Source organism: Microbacterium sp. A93 (genome assembly GCF_051842835.1).
The window spans coordinates 450,528-475,880 of the sequence record NZ_JBPXMT010000003.1 but is presented as its reverse complement, the minus strand read 5'-3'; the positions used below and the strand labels follow the sequence as shown (position 1 = coordinate 475,880).

At 68.8% G+C, this 25,353-nt stretch carries 23 protein-coding genes; 13 read left to right on the top strand and 10 right to left on the bottom strand.

What is annotated here, in order from left to right; all coding sequences use genetic code 11:
* The first annotated feature begins 86 nt into the window (after positions 1–86).
* On the top strand, positions 87–1,436 hold the full coding sequence (locus ACSU1G_RS10230) for an alpha/beta hydrolase family protein (protein ID WP_439279814.1): 1,350 nt from the start codon (positions 87–89) through the stop codon (positions 1,434–1,436).
* Positions 1,437–1,451: 15 nt separating this feature from the next.
* Here the strand turns inward: ACSU1G_RS10230 and ACSU1G_RS10225 are convergent, their stop codons facing one another.
* On the bottom strand, positions 1,452–3,512 hold the full coding sequence (locus tag ACSU1G_RS10225) for a M3 family metallopeptidase (RefSeq protein ID WP_439279813.1): 2,061 nt from the start codon (positions 3,510–3,512) through the stop codon (positions 1,452–1,454).
* 193 nt (positions 3,513–3,705) lie between these two features.
* Between ACSU1G_RS10225 and ACSU1G_RS10220 the strand changes: the two genes are divergently transcribed.
* The 8 genes from ACSU1G_RS10220 to ACSU1G_RS10185 all read left to right on the top strand — a co-directional run bounded on the left by ACSU1G_RS10220 (position 3,706) and on the right by ACSU1G_RS10185 (position 12,965).
* Complete coding sequence (locus ACSU1G_RS10220; protein WP_439279812.1) at positions 3,706–4,461, top strand: YebC/PmpR family DNA-binding transcriptional regulator; 756 nt, start codon at positions 3,706–3,708, stop codon at positions 4,459–4,461.
* Between the two features lie 8 nt (positions 4,462–4,469).
* The gene (ruvC, locus tag ACSU1G_RS10215; protein ID WP_439279811.1) at positions 4,470–5,168 is read left to right on the top strand and encodes a crossover junction endodeoxyribonuclease RuvC; all 699 of its coding nucleotides are present in this window, start codon (positions 4,470–4,472) and stop codon (positions 5,166–5,168) included.
* An 83-nt stretch (positions 5,169–5,251) separates the two neighbouring features.
* Positions 5,252–5,893 (top strand): Holliday junction branch migration protein RuvA, encoded by a 642-nt coding sequence (gene ruvA, locus ACSU1G_RS10210; RefSeq protein WP_439279810.1) that lies wholly within the window; start codon positions 5,252–5,254, stop codon positions 5,891–5,893.
* Positions 5,894–5,911: 18 nt separating this feature from the next.
* On the top strand, positions 5,912–7,045 hold the full coding sequence (gene ruvB, locus ACSU1G_RS10205) for a Holliday junction branch migration DNA helicase RuvB (RefSeq protein ID WP_439279809.1): 1,134 nt from the start codon (positions 5,912–5,914) through the stop codon (positions 7,043–7,045).
* Between the two features lie 49 nt (positions 7,046–7,094).
* Positions 7,095–7,553: a preprotein translocase subunit YajC gene (gene yajC, locus ACSU1G_RS10200; protein ID WP_439279808.1), complete on the top strand. Its 459-nt coding sequence runs from the start codon at positions 7,095–7,097 to the stop codon at positions 7,551–7,553.
* Positions 7,554–7,610: 57 nt separating this feature from the next.
* Entirely contained in the window at positions 7,611–9,374 is a 1,764-nt protein-coding gene (gene secD, locus ACSU1G_RS10195) for a protein translocase subunit SecD (protein ID WP_439279807.1), read from the top strand.
* Entirely contained in the window at positions 9,371–10,366 is a 996-nt protein-coding gene (gene secF / locus ACSU1G_RS10190; RefSeq protein ID WP_439279806.1) for a protein translocase subunit SecF, read from the top strand. Before secD ends, secF begins: the two co-directional genes overlap by 4 nt.
* 139 nt (positions 10,367–10,505) lie before the next feature.
* Entirely contained in the window at positions 10,506–12,965 is a 2,460-nt protein-coding gene (locus ACSU1G_RS10185) for a RelA/SpoT family protein (RefSeq protein ID WP_439279805.1), read from the top strand.
* A 31-nt stretch (positions 12,966–12,996) separates the two neighbouring features.
* On the opposite strand, the gene ACSU1G_RS10180 is transcribed toward ACSU1G_RS10185, so the two are convergent.
* Entirely contained in the window at positions 12,997–13,599 is a 603-nt protein-coding gene (locus tag ACSU1G_RS10180; RefSeq protein WP_439279804.1) for a hypothetical protein, read from the bottom strand.
* 92 nt (positions 13,600–13,691) lie between these two features.
* A complete protein-coding gene (locus ACSU1G_RS10175) occupies positions 13,692–15,410 on the bottom strand; it encodes a DUF349 domain-containing protein (RefSeq protein WP_439279803.1) in 1,719 nt (572 codons plus the stop codon).
* A 135-nt stretch (positions 15,411–15,545) separates the two neighbouring features.
* Here ACSU1G_RS10175 and hisS point away from each other — a divergent pair, with 135 nt between their 5' ends.
* On the top strand, positions 15,546–16,913 hold the full coding sequence (hisS, locus tag ACSU1G_RS10170; RefSeq protein WP_439279802.1) for a histidine--tRNA ligase: 1,368 nt from the start codon (positions 15,546–15,548) through the stop codon (positions 16,911–16,913).
* Between the two features lie 10 nt (positions 16,914–16,923).
* On the opposite strand, the gene ACSU1G_RS10165 is transcribed toward hisS, so the two are convergent.
* The 5 genes from ACSU1G_RS10165 to ACSU1G_RS10145 form a co-directional block, all read right to left on the bottom strand.
* A complete protein-coding gene (locus ACSU1G_RS10165; protein ID WP_439279801.1) occupies positions 16,924–17,625 on the bottom strand; it encodes an alpha/beta hydrolase in 702 nt (233 codons plus the stop codon).
* Positions 17,626–17,787: 162 nt separating this feature from the next.
* Positions 17,788–18,297, bottom strand: a complete 510-nt coding sequence (locus ACSU1G_RS10160) for a flavin reductase family protein (RefSeq protein ID WP_439279800.1) — start codon at positions 18,295–18,297, stop codon at positions 17,788–17,790.
* The gene (locus ACSU1G_RS10155; protein WP_439279799.1) at positions 18,290–19,054 is read right to left on the bottom strand and encodes a pyrimidine reductase family protein; all 765 of its coding nucleotides are present in this window, start codon (positions 19,052–19,054) and stop codon (positions 18,290–18,292) included. The genes ACSU1G_RS10160 and ACSU1G_RS10155 overlap by 8 nt, the downstream gene beginning before the upstream one ends.
* 82 nt (positions 19,055–19,136) lie before the next feature.
* The gene (locus ACSU1G_RS10150) at positions 19,137–20,453 is read right to left on the bottom strand and encodes an APC family permease (RefSeq protein WP_439279798.1); all 1,317 of its coding nucleotides are present in this window, start codon (positions 20,451–20,453) and stop codon (positions 19,137–19,139) included.
* A gap of 219 nt (positions 20,454–20,672) precedes the next feature.
* Positions 20,673–21,278 carry a TIGR03086 family metal-binding protein gene (locus ACSU1G_RS10145; RefSeq protein WP_439279797.1) on the bottom strand — a complete coding sequence of 202 codons (606 nt, stop codon included), beginning with the start codon at positions 21,276–21,278 and terminating at the stop codon, positions 20,673–20,675.
* Positions 21,279–21,599: 321 nt separating this feature from the next.
* Between ACSU1G_RS10145 and ACSU1G_RS10140 the strand changes: the two genes are divergently transcribed.
* Positions 21,600–22,094: a DUF1801 domain-containing protein gene (locus tag ACSU1G_RS10140; protein ID WP_439279796.1), complete on the top strand. Its 495-nt coding sequence runs from the start codon at positions 21,600–21,602 to the stop codon at positions 22,092–22,094.
* Between the two features lie 109 nt (positions 22,095–22,203).
* On the opposite strand, the gene ACSU1G_RS10135 is transcribed toward ACSU1G_RS10140, so the two are convergent.
* The gene (locus tag ACSU1G_RS10135) at positions 22,204–22,569 is read right to left on the bottom strand and encodes a nuclear transport factor 2 family protein (RefSeq protein ID WP_439279795.1); all 366 of its coding nucleotides are present in this window, start codon (positions 22,567–22,569) and stop codon (positions 22,204–22,206) included.
* Positions 22,570–22,850: 281 nt separating this feature from the next.
* Here ACSU1G_RS10135 and ACSU1G_RS10130 point away from each other — a divergent pair, with 281 nt between their 5' ends.
* Positions 22,851–23,480, top strand: coding sequence for a trehalase-like domain-containing protein (locus ACSU1G_RS10130; protein WP_439279794.1), 630 nt, complete (start codon positions 22,851–22,853; stop codon positions 23,478–23,480).
* Entirely contained in the window at positions 23,480–24,235 is a 756-nt protein-coding gene (locus ACSU1G_RS10125; RefSeq protein WP_439279793.1) for a ZIP family metal transporter, read from the top strand. Before ACSU1G_RS10130 ends, ACSU1G_RS10125 begins: the two co-directional genes overlap by 1 nt.
* A gap of 291 nt (positions 24,236–24,526) precedes the next feature.
* Here the strand turns inward: ACSU1G_RS10125 and ACSU1G_RS10120 are convergent, their stop codons facing one another.
* The gene (locus ACSU1G_RS10120) at positions 24,527–25,141 is read right to left on the bottom strand and encodes a recombinase family protein (protein ID WP_439279792.1); all 615 of its coding nucleotides are present in this window, start codon (positions 25,139–25,141) and stop codon (positions 24,527–24,529) included.
* Between the last annotated feature and the right edge of the window lie 212 nt (positions 25,142–25,353).

Below are 25,353 nucleotides of genomic sequence, written 5' to 3'. Positions count from 1 at the left end.
CACCACGGACCACCGTGATGATTCCCACGCCGCGCCTTCCGTGCCCGCCGCTGGCGAACTCGGCAGGGACATGGACAGAATGGGGCATGACCTCTCGTCCGTCCCGAACCTCCCGTTCACCCCGCCTTCCCCGTTCTTCGCGTTCTTCGCGTTCTTCGCGCGACGGCAACCGCCGCGCGCGGCTCAAGAAGTCCATCGGCCAGGCCGAACCGGTGATGCGGTGGTCCTCCTTCGCCGCGGTCGGCGGGATCGTGGTCGGCTCGGTGGCGGCGGGCACCGTCTCCGGGCTGGCGGGGCTCTTCGCCCGCACGGTGGTCACCCCCGTGCGGACGCCGGCCGAGGAGCTCGAGATCCTCGCCGTGGTGCAGGGGGAGTCCGGGGCCGAGGTCATCCTGCCCGTGACCGAGGAGACCACCGTGCCCGGGACGTACTCCCTGGTGTTCGACGGCGGCGCGGGACTCGCGCGGATCGGCGCGGTGACCTCGTTCGACCCGCGGGACGGGACCGTCCAGCGTGAGGTCGAGGAGGTCTACACCGGCGAGCTGCGGGGGGTCATCCGCGGCCGGTGGACCGGGTTCATCTACCCCAGCCCCCGCACCCTGGGCTATGAGACCGAGGATGTGCGGATCCCGGTGGAGAACGGTTCGGCGCCGGCCTGGCTCATCCGTCCGGGTGAGGAGGAGACCACCCCCGCACCCGCCGGGCAGGGCGTGTGGGCCGTGATGGTGCACGGCCGTGGCTCCAAACGCACCGAGGGGATCCGGGCCATCGCCACGGCACAGGCCCTCGGGATGACCTCCCTGCTGATCTCCTACCGCAATGACGGTGAGGCCCCGGCCGCCGGGGACGGCCGCTACGGACTGGGCAGCACCGAGTGGAAGGACGTGGAGGCCGCCGTGGCCTATGCCCTCGAACAGGGGGCGCGCGAGGTGGTCCTGTTCGGCTGGTCGATGGGCGGGGCGGTATGCCTGCAGATGGCTGACCGCTCCGAGCTGTCCTCCATGGTCGCCGCCATGGTGCTGGACGGCCCGGTCATCAACTGGATCGACGTGCTGGCCCACCAGGCCAAGCTCAACCGGCTGCCGGACGCCATCGGCCAGCTGGGCCAGTGGCTCATGAGCAACAAGGCCGGACGGTGGGCCACGGGGCTGGCCGCCCCCGTGGACCTGAAGGCCATGGACTGGCTGACCCGGGCCGACCAGCTGCGGGTGCCCACCCTGATCCTGCACTCCGAGGACGACGATTTCGTCCCGGTCGGTCCCTCCATGGAACTGGCCGCCAAGGTCCCCCAGCTCGTGAGCTTCGTCCGGTTCCACCTGGCCCGCCACACCCGCGAGTACAACGTGGACCCGGTGAAGTGGGACCGCGCCGTGCGGGTGTGGCTGCACGCCGTGCTCACCTCACCCCGGCCGGGGCTGGCACAGCTGACGTCCTAGGGCGGAGCGGGAGTCCTAGAGCAGGCCCCGCCTCCGCAGCAGGTGCTCCGGATCGGCATCCTGCCCCCGGAAGGCACGGTAGGACTCCAACGGGTCCCTCGTGTTGCCCCGGGCGAGCAGCTCGGTGCGGAAGCGCTCGCCGTTCTGGCGGGTCAGCCCACCGTGCGCTCGGAACCACTGCACGGTATCCGCGTCCAGCACCTCGGACCACAGGTAGGAGTAGTACCCGGCCGCATAGCCGCCGGCGAAGATGTGCTTGAAGTAGCTCGAACGGTAGCGCGGCGGCACCAGCTCCGGGTCCAGCCCGGCCGCCGCGAGGTGCTCGGCCTCGAAGGCCAGGGGATCCGCCACCGTGGTGCCCGGGGCCAGCGCATGCCACGCCAGGTCCAGCAGGGCGGCACCCAGGTACTCCGTGGTGCGGTGGCCCTCACCCCACAGGGAGGACGCCTCGATCGCCTCCAGCAGGTCCGGATCGATCACCTCTCCGGTCTGGACATGCCGCGCGTAGCCGGTGACGATCTCGGGCCAGTACATCCACATCTCGTTGACCTGGGACGGGAACTCCACGAAGTCCCGGGGTACGGCGGTGCCGGACAGGGTGGCGTACCGGGCCGTGGACAGCAGTGCGTGCAGGGCGTGGCCGAACTCGTGGAACAGGGTGTTCACCTGGTCCACGGTCAGCAGGGCCGGCTCCCCGTCCGCCGGCTGCGGGATGTTCAGGTTGTTGCTGACCACGGGCCGTTCGTCCAGGAAGGTCGAGGCCTCGCGGAAGGAGTTCATCCACGCACCGCCGGACTTCGTGGGGCGGGTGAAGAAGTCTCCCACGAACAGGCCCAGGCCGTCCGGGGAACCGGACGGGCCGTCGTCGAACACCTCCCAGACGCGCACCCCCGGGGCATACCCCGGCAGGTCGTCACGCTCGCGGAAGGAGAGCCCGTAGAGCGCGCCGGCGGCGGCGAACACGCCGTCCTCGAGCACGCGGTCCAACTCGAAGTAGGACCGCAGTGCGGCGGCATCCACGCGGTACTGTTCCCGCTCCACGCGGGCGGCGTAGAAGGGCCAGTCCCACGGCTCGATGGGGTGGCCGGCCAAGGCCTCGACGGTCTCGCGCTCGCGCCGGGCATTCGCGGTGGCGGCGGGGATGACCCGGTCCAGGAGTCCGCGGACGGCTGCGAGGTCCGGGGCGGTGCGGTCCACCAGGGCGTACTCGGCCCAGCTGGAGTACCCCAGCAGGGCCGCCTTCTCGGCGCGCAGGGTGGCCTGTTCCACGGCGAGGTCCAGGGCGTAGTTCCCACCGGGGACCGTGCCCCGGCGCCACGCCGCCTCGTGGACGCGCCGGCGTGAGTCGCGGTGCTCGAGGACTTCCAGCCAGGGCTGGGAGGTGAACATGGACAGCGTCAGGAGGTAGCCGCCGTCGTGCCCCGTGGTGTGGCCCGACTCCCGCGCCGCCGCCGCGGCCGAGGCGAGGTCCTGCTCCGAGAGCCCGGCCAGTTCCCCGGCGGTGGCGAACCAGACGGCCGAGGCCGCGTTCTCCGCCACCATCCGCCGGCCGTACTGGGAGGACAGCACGGCCAGCCGCTCGTTGAGTGCGGCCAGCCGCTCCTTGGAATCCGCGTCCAGGTCCGCGCCGAGCAGCCGGAAGGACTTCAGCGTCTCCTCGGCCAGCCGGCGGTCCTCGGCGTCCAGCCGGTGACCGGCGGTGACCTCCACTGCATCCAGATCCACCCCGGCCAGGCGGCGGTAGAGGTCCTCATCGAGGTAGATCGAATCGGCGTGCGCCGCCAACTCCGGGCTGATCTCCTCATCGATCGCGTGGCGCACCTCGGTCCCGTCGGCGGGCACGAGGTTCGAGAAGACCATCTGGACCCACCGCAACAACGCCCCGGAGCGTTCGAAGGCCTGGAAGGTGTTCTCGAAGGTGGCCTCGGCGGGGTCGGCCGCGATCGCCTGCAGCTCGGCCCGGTGCCGGGCCATGCCGGAGCGGAAGGCGGGCAGGAAGTGATCGTCCTCGATCACGGCGAAATCGGGGAGGCCGTACGGCAGGGTGGACGGCGTCAGCAGGGGGTTCTCGGTCATAGTCAGCAACTGTTTCACAATCCGCGGGCGGGGGACAGGGGTGCCGGATGGCGGTCCCGGTAGAATCGGCACCAGACTTCTGCCGTCACCGGCAGGGCCCGGTGGTTGCTGGCCGGGCTGGGACCACCCGATCATCACCAACAGCCAGCGCCGGCGCGCGGGAACACCGCGGCGGGCGAGGGGAGGAGAACACGTGGCAGGGCATTCCAAGTGGGCGACCACCAAGCACAAGAAGGCCATCATCGACTCGCGGCGGGCCAAGGCCTTCGCCAAGTACGTCAAAGGCATCGAGGTGGCCGCCCGCGCCGGCGGGGCCGATCTGGACGGCAACCCGGCCCTCGAGGTTGCGGTGACCAAGGCCAAGAAGCAGTCCGTGCCCAATGACAACATCGACCGCGCCATCAAGCGCGGGGCGGGACTGACCGGCGAGGTCATCGAGTACACCGAGATCATCTATGAGGTCCGCGGTCCCCAGGGCTCGGCCCTGATGGTCGAGTGTCTGACGGACAACAAGAACCGTGCCGCGGCGGATGTCCGCACGGCCGTCACCCGGCACGGCGGCACCATGGCGGACAGTGGTTCGGTGGCGTTCCTGTTCAACCGCACCGGGTTGGTCCGTCTGCCGGCCGAGGGCCACACCGAGGACGACATCCTGATGGCCGTGCTGGATGCCGGCGCCGATGAGGTGGTGCAGTCCGGCGGTGTCTTCGAGGTGATGTGCGATCCCTCGGACCTGCGTGCCGTGGGCGCCGCCCTGGAGGAGGCCGGCATCGAGTACGACACGGATGAGATGGAGTTCGTGGCCACCATGAAGGTGGACCTGGACGTCAAGGGTGCCAAGACGTACTTCGGGCTTGAGGACGCGCTCGAGGACTTGGAGGACGTGCAGAACGTGTACTCCAACGTGGACATCGCCCCCGAGGTCCTCGCCCAGCTGGACGAGGACTGACCGTCTCCGTGACCGGCCGGACGGCGCGCCGCGAGCCGGGGCCGCTGCGGGTGCTCGGGGTGGACCCCGGGCTGACCCGCTGCGGCATCGCCGTGGTGGACGTGGCCCCCAACCGCACCGCCACGCTCGTGGGGGTGACCGTGGTCGGGACGGGGGCCGAGCAGTCCCTGGACCGGCGCCTGCTGGCGATCGATGAGGCCATCAACGAGTGGCTCGATCGCCACACCCCGGACCACGTGGCGGTGGAGCGCATGTTCGCCCAGCACAACACGCCCACCATCATGGGCACCGCACAGGCCTCGGGCGTGGCGATCGCGGCGGCGGCCCGGCGCGGTATCCCCGTGGCCCTGCACACCCCCTCCGAGGTCAAGGCCGCGGTCACGGGCAGTGGCACCGCCGGCAAGGACCAGGTCACGGCCATGGTCACCCGCATCCTGCGCCTCGAGGCGCCCCCGAGGCCCGCGGACGCCGCCGACGCCCTGGCGCTGGCCATCACCCACGCGTGGCGCGGCGGACTGATGGGCCGCGGACTGGAGACCGGCAACCTCACCAGCCCGCAGCGCGCGTCCCGGTTCCCGACGGCGGCCGGGCGCCAGGGTGCGCCGGGCACCTCGGCGACCGCGGCCCAGAAGGCCTGGCTGGCCGCCGAACAGCGCAGCCGCGGCGCCAAGGGGTCCAACGGGTGGGGCGGCGGGTCCCGCATCTGAGCCCGGCCATGGGCTAGGGTCTTCGTAGATACGTTCGAACTTCTGACCGGGCCTGCCCGGTACCCGACCTGAGCGAGTTGAGCATGATTTCGTCCCTGACCGGCACGGTCGAATCCGTGGGGTTGAACCACGCCGTCATCACGGTGTCCGGATTCGGCATGCGGTTCTCCGCCACCCCGCAGACCCTCGCGGGGCTCCGGCGGGGGGAGTCGGGCCGGGTCTCGACCTCCATGGTGGTGCGGGAGGACTCGATGACGCTCTTCGGCTTCGCCACCGAGGACGAGCGGGAGGTCTTCGACGTGCTGCTCGGGGTCTCCGGCGTGGGGCCGCGGCTGGCCCTGGCCGTGCTGGCCGTGTACGAGCCCGAAGCCGTGCGGGTGGCCGCCTCCACGGGGGATGACAAGGCCTTCACCAAGGTGCCGGGCATCGGACCCAAGGGGGCCCGGCGCATCGTGTTGGAGCTGACGGACAAGCTGGTCCCCACCGGGGCCCCGGTGGCCGCCGGCGCGGACGGAGGCGTGTCCTCCGCCGTGGGACAACCGTGGATGGAGCAGGTCCTCGAGGCCCTCACCAGCCTGGGCTGGACCGAGAAGGATGCCGAGAAGGCGGTGCGGGACACCCTCCGGCACGAGCCAGAACTGGAGGAGTCCGGTGACGTGGCCAGCGTGCTGAAGGCGACGCTGCGGCATCTGGGCCAGGGGCACTCCTCCCGGTCGGGACGCTAGGACGCGGGGGATCAGCGCATGACCGAACCACCAGACGGCCGGATCGTAGCCGGCGCAGCCGAGGGCGAGGAGCGGGAGCTCGAGGCGGCCCTGCGGCCGAAGAACCTGCACGACTTCGTGGGCCAGCAGCGCGTCCGCCGGCAGCTCTCCCTGATGCTGGAGGCGGCCCGGATCCGCGGACGCAGCGCGGACCACGTCCTGATGTCCGGCCCGCCCGGCCTGGGCAAGACCACCCTGGCCATGATCATCGCCGGTGAGATGAACGCACCGCTGCGGATCTCCTCCGGACCGGCCATCCAGCACTCCGGTGACCTCGCCGCCATCCTCTCCTCCCTGACCGAGGGGGAGGTGTTGTTCCTGGACGAGATCCACCGGATGTCCCGCCCGGCCGAGGAGATGCTCTACATGGCCATGGAGGACTTCCGCGTGGACATCGTGGTGGGCAAGGGGGCCGGCGCCACGTCCATCCCCCTGGAGATCCCACCCTTCACCCTCGTCGGCGCGACCACGCGGGCCGGGCTGCTGCCGGGGCCGCTGCGGGACCGTTTCGGCTTCACCGGGCACCTCGAGTTCTACAGCACGGAGGAGCTCGAGCTGGTGCTGCGCCGCTCGGCCCTGCTGCTGGACATGAAGGTGAACTCTGCCGGCTTCACCCAGATCGCCAGCCGGTCCCGGGGTACCCCGCGCATCGCCAACCGGCTGCTGCGCAGGGTGCGGGACTGGGCCCTGGTCGGCGGGCTGGACCAGGTGGACTCCCGGGCCGCCTCCGCCGCCCTGGAGATGTACGAGGTGGACGCGAGAGGGCTGGACCGCCTGGACCGCTCCGTGCTCCAGGCGCTGTGCTCCAAGTTCGCCGGTGGACCGGTGGGCCTGTCCACGCTGGCGATCGCGGTGGGGGAGGAGACCGAGACGGTGGAGACCGTGGCCGAGCCCTTCCTGGTCCGCGAGGGCCTGCTCGGACGCACCCCCCGCGGACGCATCGCCATGCCCGCAGCCTGGGAGCACCTGGGGCTCACGCCCCCGCCGGAGTCACCGGGCGCGGCCTTCTGGACGGTCGCCGCACCCGCCGCATCCGCCGCCCAGCCGGCGTCCGCGCCGCGCGACGACGCGGCCGGGGAGGCGGACACGCTGTTCGGTCCGGGCACCCCTTAGACTGGCCGGGTTGCCCTGTGCCCCGAACCTGGAATGTGGTGTCCCCGACGTGACCCAGCTGAATGCCCCGACCACCGTCTCGATCGTTGCCGAAGGCGCGAACGCGGAAGGCGGTGGCGGACTGCCCTTCGATCCCTTCCTGCTGATCATGCTGGTGGTCTTCGGCTTCCTGATCTTCAGCATGTTCCGCCGCAGCAAGAAGACACAGCAGCAGCAGCGCCAGCTGCATGACACCCTGGCCCCCGGCGTGGAGGTCATGACCACCATGGGCCTGTTCGGCACCATCCTGTCCGTTGACAAGGACGAGAACAAGGCCGTCATCGAGATCTCCCCGGGGAACACCGCCACGGTGCACCTGCAGGCCATCGGCAAGGCCGTGAACCCCCCGGCCGCCGACGCGGCGTCCGAACCGACGGTGCCGGACTCCCCGGCCGGCCTGGACGAGGACCCGACCCTGCGGGACGAGAACGGTCCGGACGATCAGCGCCCCGGCACCGGGCGCGCCTGAGCCCCGCTGACCCCTCCTGATCTCCGGATCTCCGACTGACGGAAAGCCAAATCCTCCATGGCAGATAAGACCCCCCGGGGACGTGCGAAACGCAGCCTCTGGTGGCTCGCCGGCCTGACCATCGCCCTTGCGGCGATCCTGGGCGTGGGCGTGTTCACCGGACAGGCCCAACTGGCCCCCAAACTCGCCCTCGACCTGGAGGGTGGCACGCAGATGGTGCTCACCCCCGAGGCGACCGGTGGCCAACAGGTCTCCGCGGAGCAGCTGGACCAGGCGGTCGAGATCATCCGCCAGCGGGTGGACGGCTCCGGCGTGGCCGAGGCCGAGATCACCACGCAGGGCGGGTCCAACGTGGTGGTCTCCCTGCCGGGCATCCCGGACGAGGAGACCCGCGCCCTGATCCAGGCCTCCGCCAACATGGAGTTCCGGCCGGTCATCACCCGGGGGCCCTTCGAGGCCCTCCCGGAGGATCAGCGCACCCCGGTGGAGGAGTTCCCCGAACCCACCGCGGAACCGGAGAACGGCTCCGATCCGACCTGGATCAGCCCCGAGCTGGCCGCCGAGTTCGAGGCCTATGACTGTCCTGCCGTGCTGAGCGACCCGAACCGGGAGGCGCTGCCGCAGGACGAGGCCGTGATCGTGTGCGAGCCGGGGGATGAGGAGACGGGCCAGCCCGGCACGAAGTACATCGTCGGCCCCGTGGAAGTGCCCGGCACGGACATCTCCGGCGCGGACTACGGCATGGTCAACACGGCGACCGGCGTGTCCACGAACCAGTGGGCCGTCAACCTGTCCTTCAACGGTGACGGCGCGGAGAAGTTCCGCGAGGTCACCCAGCGCCTGACGCCGTTCCAGGAGGGCGATCCGCGCAAACAGTTCGCCATCGTGCTGGACGGCCAGGTGGTCTCCGCACCGAACTCCAACGCCGTCATCACGGACGGCCGCGCGCAGATCTCCGGCAACTTCACGGAGGTCACCGCGGCGGCCCTGGCCGAACAGCTGAAGTACGGCGCGCTGCCGATCAGCTTCTCGATCGAGTCCGAGCAGCAGATCTCCGCCACCCTCGGCGCCGACCAGCTGCGCCTGGGACTGATCGCCGGCCTCATCGGCCTGGCCCTCGTGACCTTGTACTCCTTCTTCCAGTACCGCGTGCTCGGCCTGGTGACCATGGCGTCCCTGGTGGTGGCCGGTGTCCTGACCTATCTGGCGATCGTGTTGCTGGGGTGGTCGGACAACTACCGGCTCTCCCTGGCGGGCATCGCCGGGTTGATCGTGGCGATCGGGCTCACGGCGGACTCGTTCATCGTGTACTTCGAACGCATCAAGGACGAGCTGCGGTCGGGGCGCCCGCTGCCGGAGGCCGTGGAGTACGGCTGGGCCCGGGCCAAGCGCACCATCACGGCCTCCAAGGCAGTGAACCTGCTGGCCGCCGTCGTGCTGTATTTCGTGGCGGTGGGCAACGTGCGCGGCTTCGCCTTCACCCTCGGCCTGACCGCCGTGGCGGACCTCATCATCGTGTTCATGTTCACCCACCCGGTCATGCAGATGCTGGCCCACACCCGGTTCTTCGGGGGCGGGCACAAGCTCTCCGGGCTGGACCCGTCACTGCTGGGGGTGGAGCCGCTCTACAAGGGGGCCGGGCGCGTCCGGGAGTTCAAGGCCGAGCCCACGGTGGTCCGCGCCAAGAAGAACCAGAAGTCATCCATGGAGGCGGTGAAGCGCCAGACGATCGCCGAGCGGCGCCGCGAGGAGCGGATGGCCGCCGTCGGCCTGTCCACCGGCGACCAGGCCGGTCCGGACCGGACGGAGGAGCAGAAGTGAGTGCACTGGCCCAGTGGGGCAACCGGCTCTACACCGGCAAGACGTCCTACCCCTTCGTGGAGAAGTGGAAGCTCTGGTTCTCCATCGCCGCCATCCTGTTGGTGATCGCCGGCGGGCTGACCATGGCCCGGGGCGGCTTCAACCTCGGCATCGACTTCCGCGGCGGCTCCGAGTTCACCGTGTCCGCCGTGCAGAACACGGACGTGGCGCCCGGCGAGCAGGCCGTGACGGATGCCGTCCCGGAGGCCGTGGCCACCGTCACGAACATCGCCCCGGGCACCATGCGGGTCCAGACGGACCGGCTGGACGACACCCAGACCCTCGCGGTGGCCGAGAACCTGCAGTCCGCCTATGAGGTGGAACAGGACCGGGTGACCTCCAACTTCGTGGGACCCACCTGGGGGCAGAACATCTCCCAGCAGATGGGCCTGGGCCTGGTCATCTTCATCGTGCTCGTGACGCTGCTGATGGCCCTGTACTTCCGGACGTGGAAGATGTCCGTGGCCGCCGTGATCGGGCTGTTCTACGTGGTGGCCCTGACGGCCGGGATCTACGGCTCCACCGGCTTCGAGGTCACCCCCAGCGCCATCATCGGCTTCTTGACCATCCTGAGCTATTCGCTCTATGACACGGTGGTGGTGTTCGACAAGATCCGGGAGAACGCGCAGGACCTCAAGGGCGATTCGACCAGGACCTTCAGCGAGATGGTCAACCTGGCCATCAACCAGACCCTGGTGCGCTCCATCAACACCTCCATGGTGGGCATCCTGCCCGTGGGCTCCATCTTGTTCATCGGCGCCTTCCTCCTCGGGGCGGGCACCCTGCAGGACATCGCCCTGGCCCTGTTCGTGGGCATCATCGTGGGCACCCTGGCGACGATCTTCATCCAGGCCCCGCTCTACGCGCTACTGCGGCGCAACGAGCCGGCCGTGAAGGAGGCGGACACCACGGTGCTGGAACGCCGCGAGGACGAGGTCTCCGCCACCGCCTGAGCCGGACCGGCGCTTCTCTGATCCGGGCGGCGCCGGCCGGCGTGCCGGCGGCAGTAGAATGAACCACTACCTCCCGTGCGGGTGGCAGGACAACGGCGCAGCGCCACGGTCGGCGCGGACCGTGGGAAGGACGGCAACCATGGGTGAGGATCCCCGCGTGAGGCAGACCTCAGACGCGGATGCCGTCCCGGCGGCCACGCCCAACCGGACCTACTCGTCCTCGGTGCCCGGCGAGGAGAAGACGGGCACGACGCCGGCCCCCGCACCTGCCGCGGCCCCGGTACCTCCGGCGCCCGTCACTTCGGCCCGCACCCCCTCGGGTACCGCGATCGTCTCCCGGCGCCCGCGGAGCCGGCTGGCCCGGCTGACCGGCCGGGTGGCCAACGACTACTCGCCGATCCTGGAACCGCTCGTCCGCACGCTGAAGGTCCGCCAGCCCAAGGACGCCAGGGAAGACCTCGACCTGATCATCCGGGCCTTCGAGGTCGCCGAGAAGGCCCATGCCGGGCAGAAGCGCAAGAGCGGCGATCCGTACATCACCCACCCCGTGGCCGTGGCCACCATCCTCGCCGAGCTGGGGATGACCGGGACCACCCTGGCCGGGGCCCTGCTGCATGACACGGTGGAGGACACGAGCTACTCCCTGGAGCAGCTGCGGCGTGACTTCGGCGATGAGGTGGCCCTGCTGGTGGACGGGGTCACCAAGCTGGACAAGGTGAAGTTCGGGGACGCCGCCCAGGCCGAGACGGTCCGCAAGATGGTGCTGGCCATGGCGGACGACGTGCGGGTGCTGGTCATCAAGCTCGCCGACCGGCTGCACAATGCGCGGACCTGGCGTTATGTGGCCCCCGAGTCCAGTGCGCGCAAGGCCAAGGAGACGCTGGAGATCTACGCGCCCCTGGCCCACCGGCTCGGCATGAACACCATCAAGTGGGAGCTGGAGGACCTGTCCTTCGCGGCGTTGTACCCCAAGGTGTATGCGGAGATCGTCCGGCTGGTGGGGGAGCGGACGCCCGAGCGGGAGAAGAACCTCGCCATGCTGCGCGGGCAGATCGAGAAGGACCTCAAGGACGCCAAGGTGCGGGCCACGGTGACGGGCCGCCCGAAGCACTTCTACTCGATCTACCAGAAGATGATCGTGCGGGGTAAGGACTTCGACGAGATCCATGACCTGACGGGCGTGCGTGTGCTCGTGGACTCGGTCCGGGACTGCTACGGGGCCTTGGGCGTGCTGCACTCGAAGTGGAGCCCGTTGCCGGGCCGCTTCAAGGACTACATCGCCATGCCCAAGCTGAACATGTACCAGTCCCTGCACACCACGGTGATCGGCCCCGGGGGCAAGCCCGTGGAGATCCAGCTGCGCACCTATGAGATGCACCGCCGGGCCGAGTACGGCGTGGCCGCGCACTGGAAGTACAAGGACCAGGCCGCCCAGGGCGCCGCCGGTGCGGGGGACCAGACGCCCGGTTGGCTGCGGTCCGTCATGGACTGGCAGAAGGACACCACGGACCCGAACGAGTTCCTGGACTCGCTGCGGGCCGAGATCGACGCCGCCGAGGTCTTCGTGTTCACCCCCAAGGGTGAGGTCATGGCGCTGCCCGCCGGCTCCACCCCGGTGGACTTCGCCTATGCGGTCCACACCGAGGTGGGCCACCGGACCATCGGCGCGCGCGTGAACGGGAAGCTGGTGCCACTGAACTCCGAGCTGCACCACGGGGACTGGGTGGAGATCTTCACCTCGAAGACCGAGAGCGCCGGTCCCAGCCAGGACTGGCTCGGCTTCGTCCGCAGCCCGCGGGCCCGCAACAAGATCCGGCACTGGTTCTCGAAGGAACGCCGCGAGGAGTCCATCGAGAAGGGCAAGGAGCAGCTGACGCGCCAGCTGCGCAAGATGAACCTGCCCCTGCAGCAGATGATGGGACCGGACTCGCTCACCGCCGTGGCCACCGAGCTGAGCCTGCCGGACATCACCACCCTGTACGCCTCGATCGGGGACAGCAACGTCTCGGTGCAGAACGTCATCGAGCACCTCGAGCGGCTGCACGCGGCGCCGTCCGCGGATGACGGTTCGCTGGACACCGCCTCGATCCCGATCACCAGCATCGCCACCCCCACCCGGACCTCGGACTCCGGGGTCATGGTCCAGGGCTCCGGGGACGTCATGGCCAAGCTGGCCCGCTGCTGCACCCCCGTGCCCCCGGACGAGATCATCGGATTCGTCACCCGGGGATCCGGGGTCTCCGTGCACCGCAAGGACTGCCGCAACATCGATCACCTGAAGGCGGAGCCGGACCGGATGGTCCAGGTCTCCTGGGCACCCACGCAGTCCTCCGTGTTCCTGGTGGAGATCCAGGTCGAGGCCTTGGACCGCAAGTCCCTGCTCTCGGACGTGACGCGGGTGCTGGCCGAGCACCACGTGAACATCCTCTCCGCCTCGGTGAACACCTCCCGCAGCCGCGTGGCCATCAGCAAGTTCGTGTTCGAGATGGGGGACCCGAAGTACCTCAGCCACGTGCTGTCCTCGGTCCGCCGCATCGACGGGGTCTATGACGTGTACCGCACGGCCGGCGGCCGCAACGCCGTCCCGGCGGATGACTGACGACTGACGGCTGCCGGCTGCGGGCCAGCGGCTAGCCGGTCAGCAGCCTCTCCAGGGCCCGGCGGGCACCGGCCATGCCGGGCCGTCTGCGGTTCCGCTCGAAGCGGTCCCGCAGGTGCGCCGCGGGGGTCAGCGGCAGCAGGCGGGCCGCCGCCGCCAGGGCCGGCGCGGCCCGGGCGGGGTCCTCGGCACGGCGCAGCAGGTCCTCCACCGTCCGGGCCGGCCCGGTGCACGGCAACCCCCCGAGCCGGATGACATCATCCGGGACGTCCACCACGTCCGTCTGTTCCAGGCTCAACCGGACGGACAGCGGCCGCAACGGCATCCGGTGGTATCGGTCCACCGCGGCCTCGAGCACCGGGGGTGCTGGCCCGCCCGCCAGGATCCACGCAGCCGTCAGCCCCATGATCGTCCAGCGTCCCGTGAGCACGGGGGCCGCCAGCCGGTGGACGGCTGCCGCGCGCAGCCGGGCGGGATCCGTGCCGTGGTCGGCCGGAAGGTACAGGTCCCCGATCACGTGGTCCACCAGCCCGGCGATCTCCATGCCCCGCAACTCCGGCGCTGAGTAGGGCAGCCCGGGCACCAGGAACTCCACGGTGTCATCGGCAGGGGAAGTGGTCGGGGCGGCGGTCACCGTCCCAGCGTGGCAGAGACAGCAGTGGGCCGGCACCCGGCCGGGCCACTGCTGTGGACAACCTCAGGACCGCTGGGGGTCCGGTGCAGGGGTCAGCGCAGTCCCTGAGCTGATTTCTGCAGCGTCTCGAGCCACATCTTGCGGGCCTCCAGGGCCTCCTGGGCCTTGGCGATGGACGATGCGTTCCCCTGGGCCTGGGCCTTGGCGAGAGCGTCCGCGAGCTCGGCGACCTTGTCCTCGAGCTGGCTGAGGGCGGAGTTCGTCCGGGCCTTGGTCTCGGGGTTGGTCTGGCGCCAGTGGTCGTCCTCGGCGGACTTCAGGCCGTCCTCCAGCTTGCGGAAGGCCGCCTCCATCCGGGAAACGTCCTTGCGCGGAACCCGGCCGGCGTCCTCCCACCGTCCGCGGAGGTCGTTGAGGACCTTGCGGGCCGCCTTGACGTCCTTCACCGGTAGCAGCTTCTGCCCCTCGGCCAGGATCTCCTCCTTGACCTTGAGGTTCTCGCCGTACTCCCGGTCGATCTCCTCGTTCTGGGACTTGCGGGCGTTGAAGAACACGTCCTGGGCGGCCCGGAAGCGGGCCCAGAGGGCGTCGTCCTCCTTGCGGGAGGCGCGCGGGGCGGCCTTCCACTCGTCCATCAGGTCCCGGTAGGCACCGGCGGTCGGTCCCCAGTCCGTGGAGGAGGACAGCGCCTCGGCGCGGGCGATCAGCTTCTCCTTGGCCTGCTTGGCCGTCGCGTTGGTGGCGTCCAGCTGCGAGAAGAAGGCGCGGCGGTGCTTGTCATGGGTGGTGCGGGCGGTGCGGAAGCGCTTCCACAGCCCGTCCTCCACCGACTTGCCCAGCCGCGGACCGGCCTTCTGGGCGGCCTTCCAGTTCTCGAAGAGCTCGGCCATGCGGGCGCTGGCGTGCTTCCACTGGACCTGCTGCGGGTCCTGGGCGGCCATCTCCTCCGCCTCGGCCACGATCGCCTCACGGGTGGCCAGCTGTTCAGCCTGGGCCTTCTCCAGGGACAGCTTCTCGGCGAGCTTCAGGTCGTCCAGGCGGGTCTGCAGCGCCTCGACGCGGGCGCGCAGGGCCTGCATGTCACCGACCATGCCGCGTTCGCCGATGGTCTGGCGCAGGTGGCCCAGGGTCTTCTGGATCTCTCCGGCCGGGGCGCCGGAGGCCACGCGCTGCTCGAGCAACATGACCTGGGAGACGACCTCGTCGTACTTGCGGGAGAAGTACGCCAGGGCCTCGTCGGGGGTGCCGTCCGGGAACTGACCCACCGGGTGTTCCTCGCCGCCGTCGAGCAGGACGACGTGGCCGTCGTCGCTGATCGTGGCGAACCTGGCGGCTTCCTCGGGAGAGGTCGTGTAGCTGGGGGCCGGCATCGGTGCGGCGGGACCCTTGGGGGAGGCCTGACCCGGCTTGCCGGCCGTACCGGCGGGCGCACCGCCCGGACGCGGCAGGTTGGAGGGCTTCGGAGCCTTGCCCGGCGTGGGTGTCTGGGCCGGCTTCGGCGCGGCGGGCACAGCGGAGACGGGAGCGGGAGTGGGCGACGCCGGCTCTTCCGCGGGTGCCTCGGCTGCGGCGGGCTCGGTGGCCGGCGCTGCTGCCGGCGCTGCTGCCGGCACGGCGGCGGGTGCCTCGACGGACTCCACGGAGGCCAAGACGTCCTCGGTCTCGACCTCGGCAGGGGTCTCGGCCCGTGCTGTCTCTGCTTGGGCTGTCTCTACAGGTTCGACGGGCGAAGCCTCGGGCTGCGGAGCGTCGGGCTGCACGGCCTCGCTCTGGGTGGACTGCTGATCGTCGGATTCTTGACTGGTGGTCACCGCTGAAACCTTCTGCTGGTGCCCTGCACCGGCGCGCGGCCGCAGGGATTCGTGGATTCGGTCCTCTCCAGCGTACCGGCTGGACCTAGAATGGGGAGCCGAGTGTCCGCATCCAGCCCCAACAGAAGGTGGCCCATGTCCCGCAAGGCATCCCTGTCCGGTTTCCACGAATGGCTCCCCGCGGAGCGGATCGTGGAGCATCACGTGCTGGACACCCTGCGGACCACCTTCGAGCTGCACGGCTTCTCCTCGATCGAGACCCGCGCCGTGGAGACCCTGGGTCAGCTGCTGCGCAAGGGCGAGATCGACAAGGAGGTCTACGCCGTCTCGCGCCTGCAGGCAGACGCGGACCAGAGTCAGAGTGGGAAGACCCAGGACCCGTCCGATCCGAACCGGCTGGCCCTGCACTTCGACCTGACCGTGCCCTTCGCCCGCTACGTGGTGGAGAACGCCGGCCACCTGAACTTCCCGTTCCGCCGCTACCAGATCCAGAAGGTCTGGCGGGGCGAGCGGCCGCAGGAGGGCCGCGCCCGCGAGTTCACCCAGGCGGACATCGACGTGGTGGGGGACGGCGCCCTGCCCTTCCGCTATGACGTGGACGTGGCCCTGGTGATGGCGGAGGCCCTCGGGGCCTTGCCCATCGGTGACTTCACCATCCGCATCAACAACCGCAAGCTGGCCGAGGGTTTCTACCTGGGACTCGGTCTGCAGGACACCGCCGGGGTGCTGCGCAACATCGACAAGCTGGAGAAGATCGGTGCCGCCGAGGTCTCCCGCCTGCTGCAGTCCGAGCTCGGTGCCACCGAGGAGCAGGCCGCCCAGGCCCTCGCGCTGGCGTCGATCCGGACGGAGGACACCTCTTTCGTGGAGCAGGTGCGCGCCTTGGGGGTGAGCCACGAGCTGCTGGACGAAGGGCTCGAGGAGCTGGCCGCCGTCGTCGGGGAATTGCACCGCCGTGCCCCCGGGCGCGCCGTGGCGGACCTGTCCATTGCCCGCGGGCTCGACTACTACACCGGCACCGTCTACGAGACCGTGCTGACGGGGCACGAACAGTTGGGTTCCATCTGTTCGGGTGGCCGGTATGACGCCCTGGCCGCCAAGGGCAACCGCACGTTCCCGGGCGTGGGCCTGTCCATCGGCGTGACCCGGTTGATGATGCGGATGTTCTCCCAGGAGATGGCGAAGGCCTCTCGATCGGTGCCCACCGCGGTGTACGTGGCACTGACGCACGACGACGACTGGTCGGCTGCGCAGGACACGGCCGATGCGCTGCGCTCCCGCGGGATCCCCACCGAGGTGGCCGTCTCCGCCGAGAAGTTCGGCAAGCAGATCAAGTACGCGGACAAGCGGGGGATCCCCTTCGTCTGGTTCACCAGCACCGACGACGACGGCCGGACGGTCCACGAGGTCAAGGACATCCGCTCGGGTGAACAGGTCGAGGCCGACCCGGGGACCTGGATGCCGCCGAAGACGGACCTGCAGCCGCGGGTGCTGGAGGACTGAGCTCCCGTCTTCACTGCATGAAGGCCTGTATCTGGTCGACGATCAGAACAGGACGGGTCAAGAACGGGTGGTGCCCGGTCGGCAGCTCGACACTGCGCGTCGCTCGGTTCGCGTGGAAGCGCTGCAGGTCGACCGAGGTGCTGCGGTCCTGCCCGCAGACGACGTAGGTCGAATCGACGCCCTTCCAACCTGCGGCCGTGGTCGGTGTCACGAAGGCCCCGGCAGCCTGTGCGGCCACCCTCTCCCACGCCTCGCGCTGGGTGTCCTCGTCCGCGTCCTGGAGAAACCGTTCTCCGAAGGACCTGGCGTCGTAGCCCGCGACGCTAAACGTGCCGTCGGCGTTGTCGCTGAGCGTCACCGGGTCGCTTTCGCCGCTCATGATCATCGCCTGCGACTGACCGATCTCCGGTAGATAGGACGACACGTACAGCAGGTGTGCGACGGCCGGATGGGGACCGGCTTCAGCGATGACCGTGCCACCGTAGGAATGGCCCACCACGATCGCGGAATCCATGTCGTCGAGTTCACGGCGAAGCGCCGCCGCGTCGGCGGTCAGGCCGCCGGTGACGTGCTCCGGCGCGGCCTCCCCGCAGGACGGTAGTGCAACGGCGCGGCTGTGGATGCCGGTGCGTTGCTCGAGGAGGTCTGCGGCCCGCTTCCACCACCATGGCCCGTCTCGCACCAAGGCACCGTGTACGAAGATCAGTTCCATCCGGGATTCCTTCTTCCGAGTCTGCTGTCCTCAACGGTACATTCCGCGCTCGCGAACGGGCTGCAGCGGCTTGTTGTGCGTCCGCCCGGACGAGGCCTACACCGCTACGTTGGCTCGCGCGTGGCCCTGCCTCTTTCGGATCGACGATTGCCGCTTCGATCGTCAGGGGTAGATGGCCCGCTCCTCGCTGTCGCGGCCCGCGTTGAGGTGGCCGACATCGGACAGGCGTAGGGGAGTGAAGGGGCCGGTGGTCACGGCGGAGGCCACCCGTGCTGTGATGCCGACATGGTCGCCGCCGTCGTCGAGCATCGTGGTGCGCTCGACCACCAACCGGTTCGGCACTGCCCTGAGTAGCGGCACACCACTCTCGACGGTGTCGATAGTGATCCCCGAGAACTTGTTTGTCTCCTCGCCGGTAAGCGTACCGAAGCGTTCGGCCACGGCCAGGTCCCCGGCGGTGAGGAAGTGGATCGCGAGGTGTGTGGACCGTAGGCTCACCCGGTAGGTGTGGTTGGCCTTCGACAACCAGAAGCAGTAGCGCTCGGCCTCGATACTGGACTGCGTATGGAACCCGACCAGGCAACCGGCCTGCTCGCCGTCCGCTGCGGTCGTGACCACGACGACGGCCGGGTCCGTTGACGACATCAGGCTGCTGAACGCGTCCTTACTCATGACGTGGCCCTTCGGGTGGCGCCACCTCGTAGCGGAGGAAGACGGTGTCATCCTCGACCAAGGTTCCCTTCAGTCCGAATCGGGCGACTCCCGCACCTGAAGGAGTGACGCTGACGGGCAAGGGGTCACCGCCCATCAGCGGGGAGACGGATAGGCACAACTCGTCGAGACGGTCGGCCGCGACGAGTTCGCCGAGCCACCGGGGGCCTCCTTCGCAGAGCACGACGCCGTGCCCGAGATCTGCCAGCGCCGTCATCGCCGCCGCCGGCTCGACGCGATCATGACCCGCGACGACGATCTCCGCGACGTGCTGGGCAGCGGCCAGCCGTTCCGGGTCTGCCGTCTCGCAGGTGACGATGATGGTTCTGGTCTCGGCGGGCGCCCTGGAGAAGATCTTTGCCGACCAGTCGAACTCCAGGCTTCTGCTGACCACGGCGACCGGCGGGTTCGGGGACTGCCCTCGAACGCGTCGTTGCGTCTGCGCAGGCGCGGATAGCTGGATCGGCGAGTAGCCTTCGCGACGCACCGTCTCGGCGCCGACCAGCACGACGTCGGCGATCTGTCGCATCCTCCGGAACAGCGCCTGATCGGGCCTGGTCGACAGAGCACCGACCCGACCACCTATTGCGGCCGTGCCGTCCAGCCCGGCCACCATGTGCCCGGTGACCCAGCACTCATGGCGGGGCTTGGACCGGTCGACCTCAAGATAGGGAATCAACGGGTCTGGAATCACTGCGCCGCGTTCGAGAAGCTCCATCTGGACACTTTACGGTCCTGAGCGGCGATCACGCATCTGTGTGCAGGGCGAATATCGCGCCCGTCGGGGGTCCCGGTGGTGGTCAGGTGGCGTTGCGGTGGTGTCGCCAGGCGGCGATGCCCGCGAGTACTGCGGCGACGGCGAGGAAGGGCAGGCCGAGTCGCCAGACCTCGCCCTCGACCTGCGTGGCCAGCCCGATGCAGGAGATCAGCCCGGCGACGGGCAAGAAGGAGGGGACGCGGAAGTGTCGACCCTGAACGGTGTCACGACGCAGTACGAGCACGGCGGCGTTGACGGCGATGAAGACCACGAGCAGCAGGAGGACCATGGTGCTGGCCAGGATCTCCAGGGTTCCTGTGAGGGCGAGGGCCAGCGAGAGGCCAGTGGTGACGATGATGGCCACCCAGGGTGTCCGCCGACGGGGGAGTAGCCGGCCCAGCCAGGCTGGCAGCAGTCCGTCCCGAGCCATGCCGTAGGCCAGGCGGGAGGACATGATGCCCGTCAGTAGTGCGCCGTTGGCTACTGCCACCAGGGCGATGAGGCTGAAGACCACCGGTGGGATGATGCCTGCGGTCGTGACGACCTGCAGCAGGGGGCCGGTGCTCTCGGCCAGGTCTGCCGTGGGGACGACCGCTGAGGCCGCCACTCCCACGAGCGCGTAGACCACCCCGGCGACGATGAGGGCACCGAAGAGGGCCCGGGGGTAGGACCGCGTCGGGTCCTTGGTCTCCTCGGCGATGTTCACGCTGGTCTCGAATCCGACATAGGAGTAGAAGGCCAGCACGGAGCCGGCGAAGACGGCGGCGATGGGCCCGTTCTCGTCCGTCCCCAGCTCAGTCAGCCTGCTGAGGTCAGCGTCACCCCGGGCTATCACGATCGCACCCAGGACGATGATCAGGAGCAGACCGGAGACCTCGATGATCGTGGCCACCCGGTTGGCACTCATCGACTCCGTGATGCCCCGGGCGTTCAAGGCCGCGAGGAGGCCCAGAAAGATGATGACGACGAGGGCTGCGGGGAGGGAGACGAACTCCGTGAGGTAGTCACCGGCGAAGCCCAGGGTCAGTGCGCCCACGGAGACGATGCCTGCCGAGAGCATGCAGAACCCCACCAGGAAGCCGACGAAGGGGCCGAAGGCGCGCGTGGTGTAGTGGGAGGAGCCCCCGGCCCTGGGGTACTTGGTGGCGAGTTCGGCGTAGGAGCCGGCGGTGAGCAGGGCCAGGGCGAGGGCCACCACGAGAGGGACCCAGACCGCCCCGCCGGCAATTCCGGCGATCTTCCCGGCCAGGACGTACACGCCGGCGCCGAGGACGTCTCCGAGGATGAACAGGAACAACCCCGTGGTGGTGACCGTACGGCGCAGGCCCCGTCCCTGGGTTTCGGTAGAGGTTGATGGCATAGAGACACATTAGACCCGGTTGCCCTCTGGGTCACTCGGCCGGACCAGTCCCGCTCCGGTACCGGTCGGGGGAGGATTGACGTCCGTGCTGGAGGACTGTGGTCTCGTCCCGGGTCGGCTGGCCAAGTACGACGGCGACATCGTCTTCACCGGACATGACCCGCGCTTACTGGGATCGAAGGCAGACGATCCTCGGCACGTGTGTCGATTGAGAATTGATCACCGTGGCGTTTCGACGGGGCGGCCGAGGAACGCGACGAGTCGCTCAATGGCCGACGCCTGGTCGTCGATGTCTTGGGCCGGACCAAACCGACCGGGCCGCGTCTGCTCACTGACGTGAATGCGCGCGAAGGCAAGTGACCGCTCAGCCACGTCATCGGGCAACTCGGCACGCTGCCCGGTCGCTCGCGCGAGATCCCAGCCATGCGCGAGTAGATCGTAGAGCCGGATCTGTAGGCGCTCTGCACCGGTGGCCGAGCCCAGCGGCCCCTGATACTCGCGGTCGAGAACCCCAGGCGCGGTGAAAGCGGAGAGCAGCGCGGCGGCCGTATCGCGGTATGCGCCAACTGGGTCGTGTTCGACGTGATCAGCAGCTGGGCGCTGGGGCAGTGCCTGCCCGACCAGCAGCGCGATGAAGACCCGGTTCATGCCGATCATGTGATCGACCAGCGCACGAACGGTCCAGTTCGTACACGGCGTAGACGCGGACCACTGATCAGGACGCACGTGGGCTATGAGCACGCCGACCGCGTCGAACGAGCGGGCAAGATCGGAGATCAGCGAATCGGGGTGTAAAGACGAGCTGGTGTTGTTCTGGTCGGTCATCACGGGCCACCTTCGCGAAGGCAACACCTCCGGCTGAGCGCTGTCAGTCGACAACAGGAGGTGCACAAGCGGTCATCGACACGGATGCCGCACCTCCTCTCACCCTCGATTAACGTCGGTCCGCCCAGCCTGCCACAGCGCGGCGCCGCGTGAAAGCAACGCATTGCGCGCCTCGATAGAGGAACCTGAGGAACTGTGAGTAGGAACGCAATCTGGAAGTTGCCAGCCCATGCTTGCCTCATCCAAGAGCGCTACTGAGGCACCCGGAGATGCCGCCACGGGCCCTTGTTCGCGCAACCGGGGCGCGCTTAATATGTAGATATGGCCAGCAGGGAGATCGGTGAGCGGGAAGTCCACAATCCGGCCACGCGCGCTGAGACACAGGCCGGTGCCGCCTTCACGTTGCCGGAGGCCATGACGGGCAGGGCAAGCCCCGCGAAAGCGGCGGTCGGCGACAAGCCGGTCTTCGCGTACATCGCCAGCCTGCCACAGCCGCAACGCGGCATCGCCGAATCGGTCGATGCCCTGGCGGCCAAGACGCTACCGGGCCTTCAGCGCTCCGTGAAGTGGGGCATGGCCTATTACGGCGTCGGCGATGGCTGGTGCTTCAGCTGCGGCGGCTTTGTCGGCCACGTCAAGCTCATGTTTATCAATGGCACGGCGCTCGATCCGATACCGCCGGTAACACCCGTGGGGATGGGGAAGGCGACGCGAGGTGTAGAGATCGAATCCTTAGAAGGCATCAATGAACACCAGATCTCGGCGTGGATGAAACAAATCGCGTCCGCTCCTGGTGTCGGGGGCAAGAAGCGTTGAACTGAGACCGTCCCGTAAGGGGGCCCTTGACAGACTCTCGCACACGACGTCGTCAGCTAGGCAGAAGAGCTCCCGCGTTCTGATCGGGGATCCCTCAGCGGCGTGGTGGTCAGCTGGGGATCGGAGTCTGCTGGTACGAGGCGAGAGCCCAGCCGTCGCCTTGACGGACGTACACGGTGGACATCAGAGCAACGAATGCCGGTGCTGGGTCGTCACGGTAGGCGGTGCCGCGGTAGATGAGCACAGCGGCGGAGTCTCCGAGTGGGATGAGTCGTTCCTCATCGATGTCGTAGGAACGCCATGGCGGTGCCTCGTTGAGTGATTCGACGACGTCCTGTCGACTGAACACCTGACCGTGGGCCAGGACCATGACGCCGTCGTCTGTCATCAATCGGCCGTAGAAAGTGGCTCCGGTGCTGTTGCACAGCGACTGCCAGCCCTCATGCTCCAGCTCCATCAACTCTTGCAAGCTCATGTGGCCACGGTAGCCGCCGCTGCACGGCACTCGCCTGCCGGAGCGTCGCATGGCCCCTGGTCGTGTGCCGCATGAGGATCGGCGGGCACGAAGCACGTCTTCACCCGGCGGCGGGTATCCAGGTGGGGTCGACGACCCGGGATCCGCGGCGCATACTGTGGCGTGCTAGAACATGGCGGCCCGGACCTTTGACTGCTGTCCATGGCACCCACCGGACAGCCAGCGTAGTGCCGGACCGGTTTCGGAGCGCGCTCAGGTTTGTTCGAAGACAGGAGAGGACGATGGACCAGCGGATCGAGGACTACGGGGTCATCGGGAATCTGCATACGACGGCATTGGTGGGGCCGGATGGCTCGGTGGACTGGCTGTGCCTGCCGCGGTTCGATCGGGGGGCCTGCTTCGCCCGGCTGTCGGGGGACGAGACGGCCGGCTCCCGGCAGATCGGCCCGGCCGGGGCCGCGTGGTGCACCAGGCGGCGCCGCCGGGACGAGGCTCTGGTGTTGGAGACGGAGTGGGACACCCCGGACGGGCCGGCCCGGGCGGATGCGATGCCCGTGCGGGACAGGGCGCCGGACGTGGTGCCGATGGTCGACGGGGCCCGGGTGCCGGTGCGCATGGAGTACCGGTGGCGCGTCGACTATGGCCACATCGTCCCTCGGCCGAGCCACCACGGGCAGCTGCACTCGACGATCGCCGGCCCGGACGCCGTGTGGTTGGACACGCTTGTGCCGGTACGCGAGAAGCATCTGTCCACGGTGGCCGACTTCGAGGTCACCACCCAGACCCTGGCCCGCGCTGACCTTCACCGGCCGCACCAGCTCATCCGTCGGGTCCGCTTAAACCGCGCAGCCGAGGCGTTCGAAGCTGGTGAGGACGGCATCAAGGTCGTCACCGACCGGCAGGACGCATGATGGCCGGCGTGCTAGCCGCCGGCGGATGGGGCCTGTTCGCCGGGATCGCCTTGGTCATCGGGGCCGCGGTCGCCTGGTTCATCCCGGTCCCGGCCAAAGTCGTGGCTTCCGTGATGGCCTTCGGTTCCGGCGTGCTGATATCGGCAGTGGCTTTCGAACTGTTCGACGAGGCAGCTCACACCGGAGGCCTGTGGCCCACTGTGATCGGCTTCGGCCTCGGTGCCGCGGCCTACATGCTCGCCAACCTGGCCCTGGCCCGCTTTGGTGCCCGACACCGCAAGCGCTCCGGGCACCAGCAGCCCTCGCAGCAGGAACACAGCGGCAGCGGTCTGGCCATCGCCATCGGGGCTCTGCTGGACGGAGTGCCCGAATCAATAGTGTTGGGTATCAGCCTGCTCGGCGGCGGATCAGTCAGCATCGCCGTCGTGGCCGCCGTGTTCATCTCAAACCTGCCCGAGGGTCTCTCCAGTGCGGCCGGGATGAAGAAGGCCGGCCGCAGCCCAAAGTCTATCTTCGGCATCTGGGGCACCATTGCCGTGGTCAGTGCCCTATCTGCGGCCGCCGGCTACATGCTCCTCGGCTCGGCGCCGGACGCCGTGATCGCCGTGATCACCGCCATCGCCGGCGGCGCGATCCTGACCATGATCGCCGACACCATGATCCCCGAAGCCTTCGAGATCGCCCACGCCTGGACCGGCCTCATCACCTCCGCCGGGTTCCTCCTGGCCGCTGCGATCAGCTGGCTAGGTGACTGAACTCCAGGCACGGAAGCGGATAGGGCGCTGACGCAAGCCAAGCGACAGCGCTTGCCACTTGCAGGCCTCGAACACGACCGTATTTGATACATCGCCGCCAGCACTGTGGAAGCAGTCGTGAAGTGTGAATCGCAGAGAAGGACCAGGTTCTGGCAGGGCTATCTGGCCATCTGCGTTCAGTTGTGTCCATTTGGGGATCCTCATCGGTTTTTCAAAGTCACGCGCAAGTTGCGAGACGCCGGCGCTCCGAAGATGTGTCGCATTCGGAACAGCCGGCGCCCTGAATTCCTGTCAGCGTCTACTTGTCGTCTCCACCTGGCCCGCTCTGGCTTCGACGCGTTGCCGTTCGATAGCGCGGTAGACCGTCGAACGACCGACACCGAAGAGCTCGGCGACCTCGGCAGTGCTGTACTCTCCGCTGTGCACCAGGGACACGAGGTGAGCTTCCTGACGGCGGTTGAGCTTGGGCTGCTTTCCACGCAGACGCCCCTTGGCCTTTGCCACCTTCATCCCCTCGCGGGTGCGGAGCCGGATCAGGTCGGATTCGAACTCCGCAACCATGGCAAGGACGTTGAACAGCAGTCGCCCCACCGCGTCGGTGGGGTCGTAGACCGACCCGCCCAAGCTCAGGCTGATCTGACGGGCCGTGAGCTCGTCAGCGATCGCTCGGGCATCGGGAAGGGACCTGGCCAGGCGATCGAGCTTGGTGACCACCAAGGTGTCCCCGGCCCGACAGGCGGCAAGTGCCTCTCGCAACCCAGGTCGCTCACGATTAGTACCCGTCAGGCCGTGGTCAACATAGATCCGCTCTACCTCGACGCCCAGGCCGAGCAGAGCGTCGCGTTGAGCGGTCAGGTCTTGCTGATCGGTGGAGCATCGGGCGTACCCGACAAGCAGCGCGCTCATGGCGCACCTCCAGAAGTTAGGCCCGTCCCGGCTGCGGAATGCTGCCGACTCGAGCATCGGGTAGCACCCGACTCCTACAGCAAGACGCTTACTACTCACTGAGGCAAGAGGCAACCGGGCCCATACCGGGATCCCCTGCCGGACACGGTCTTTGGGGGAGGACCGATCAGCGAGTCGGGCTTAACGCTTACCTCGATGGTCATTTGAAGATG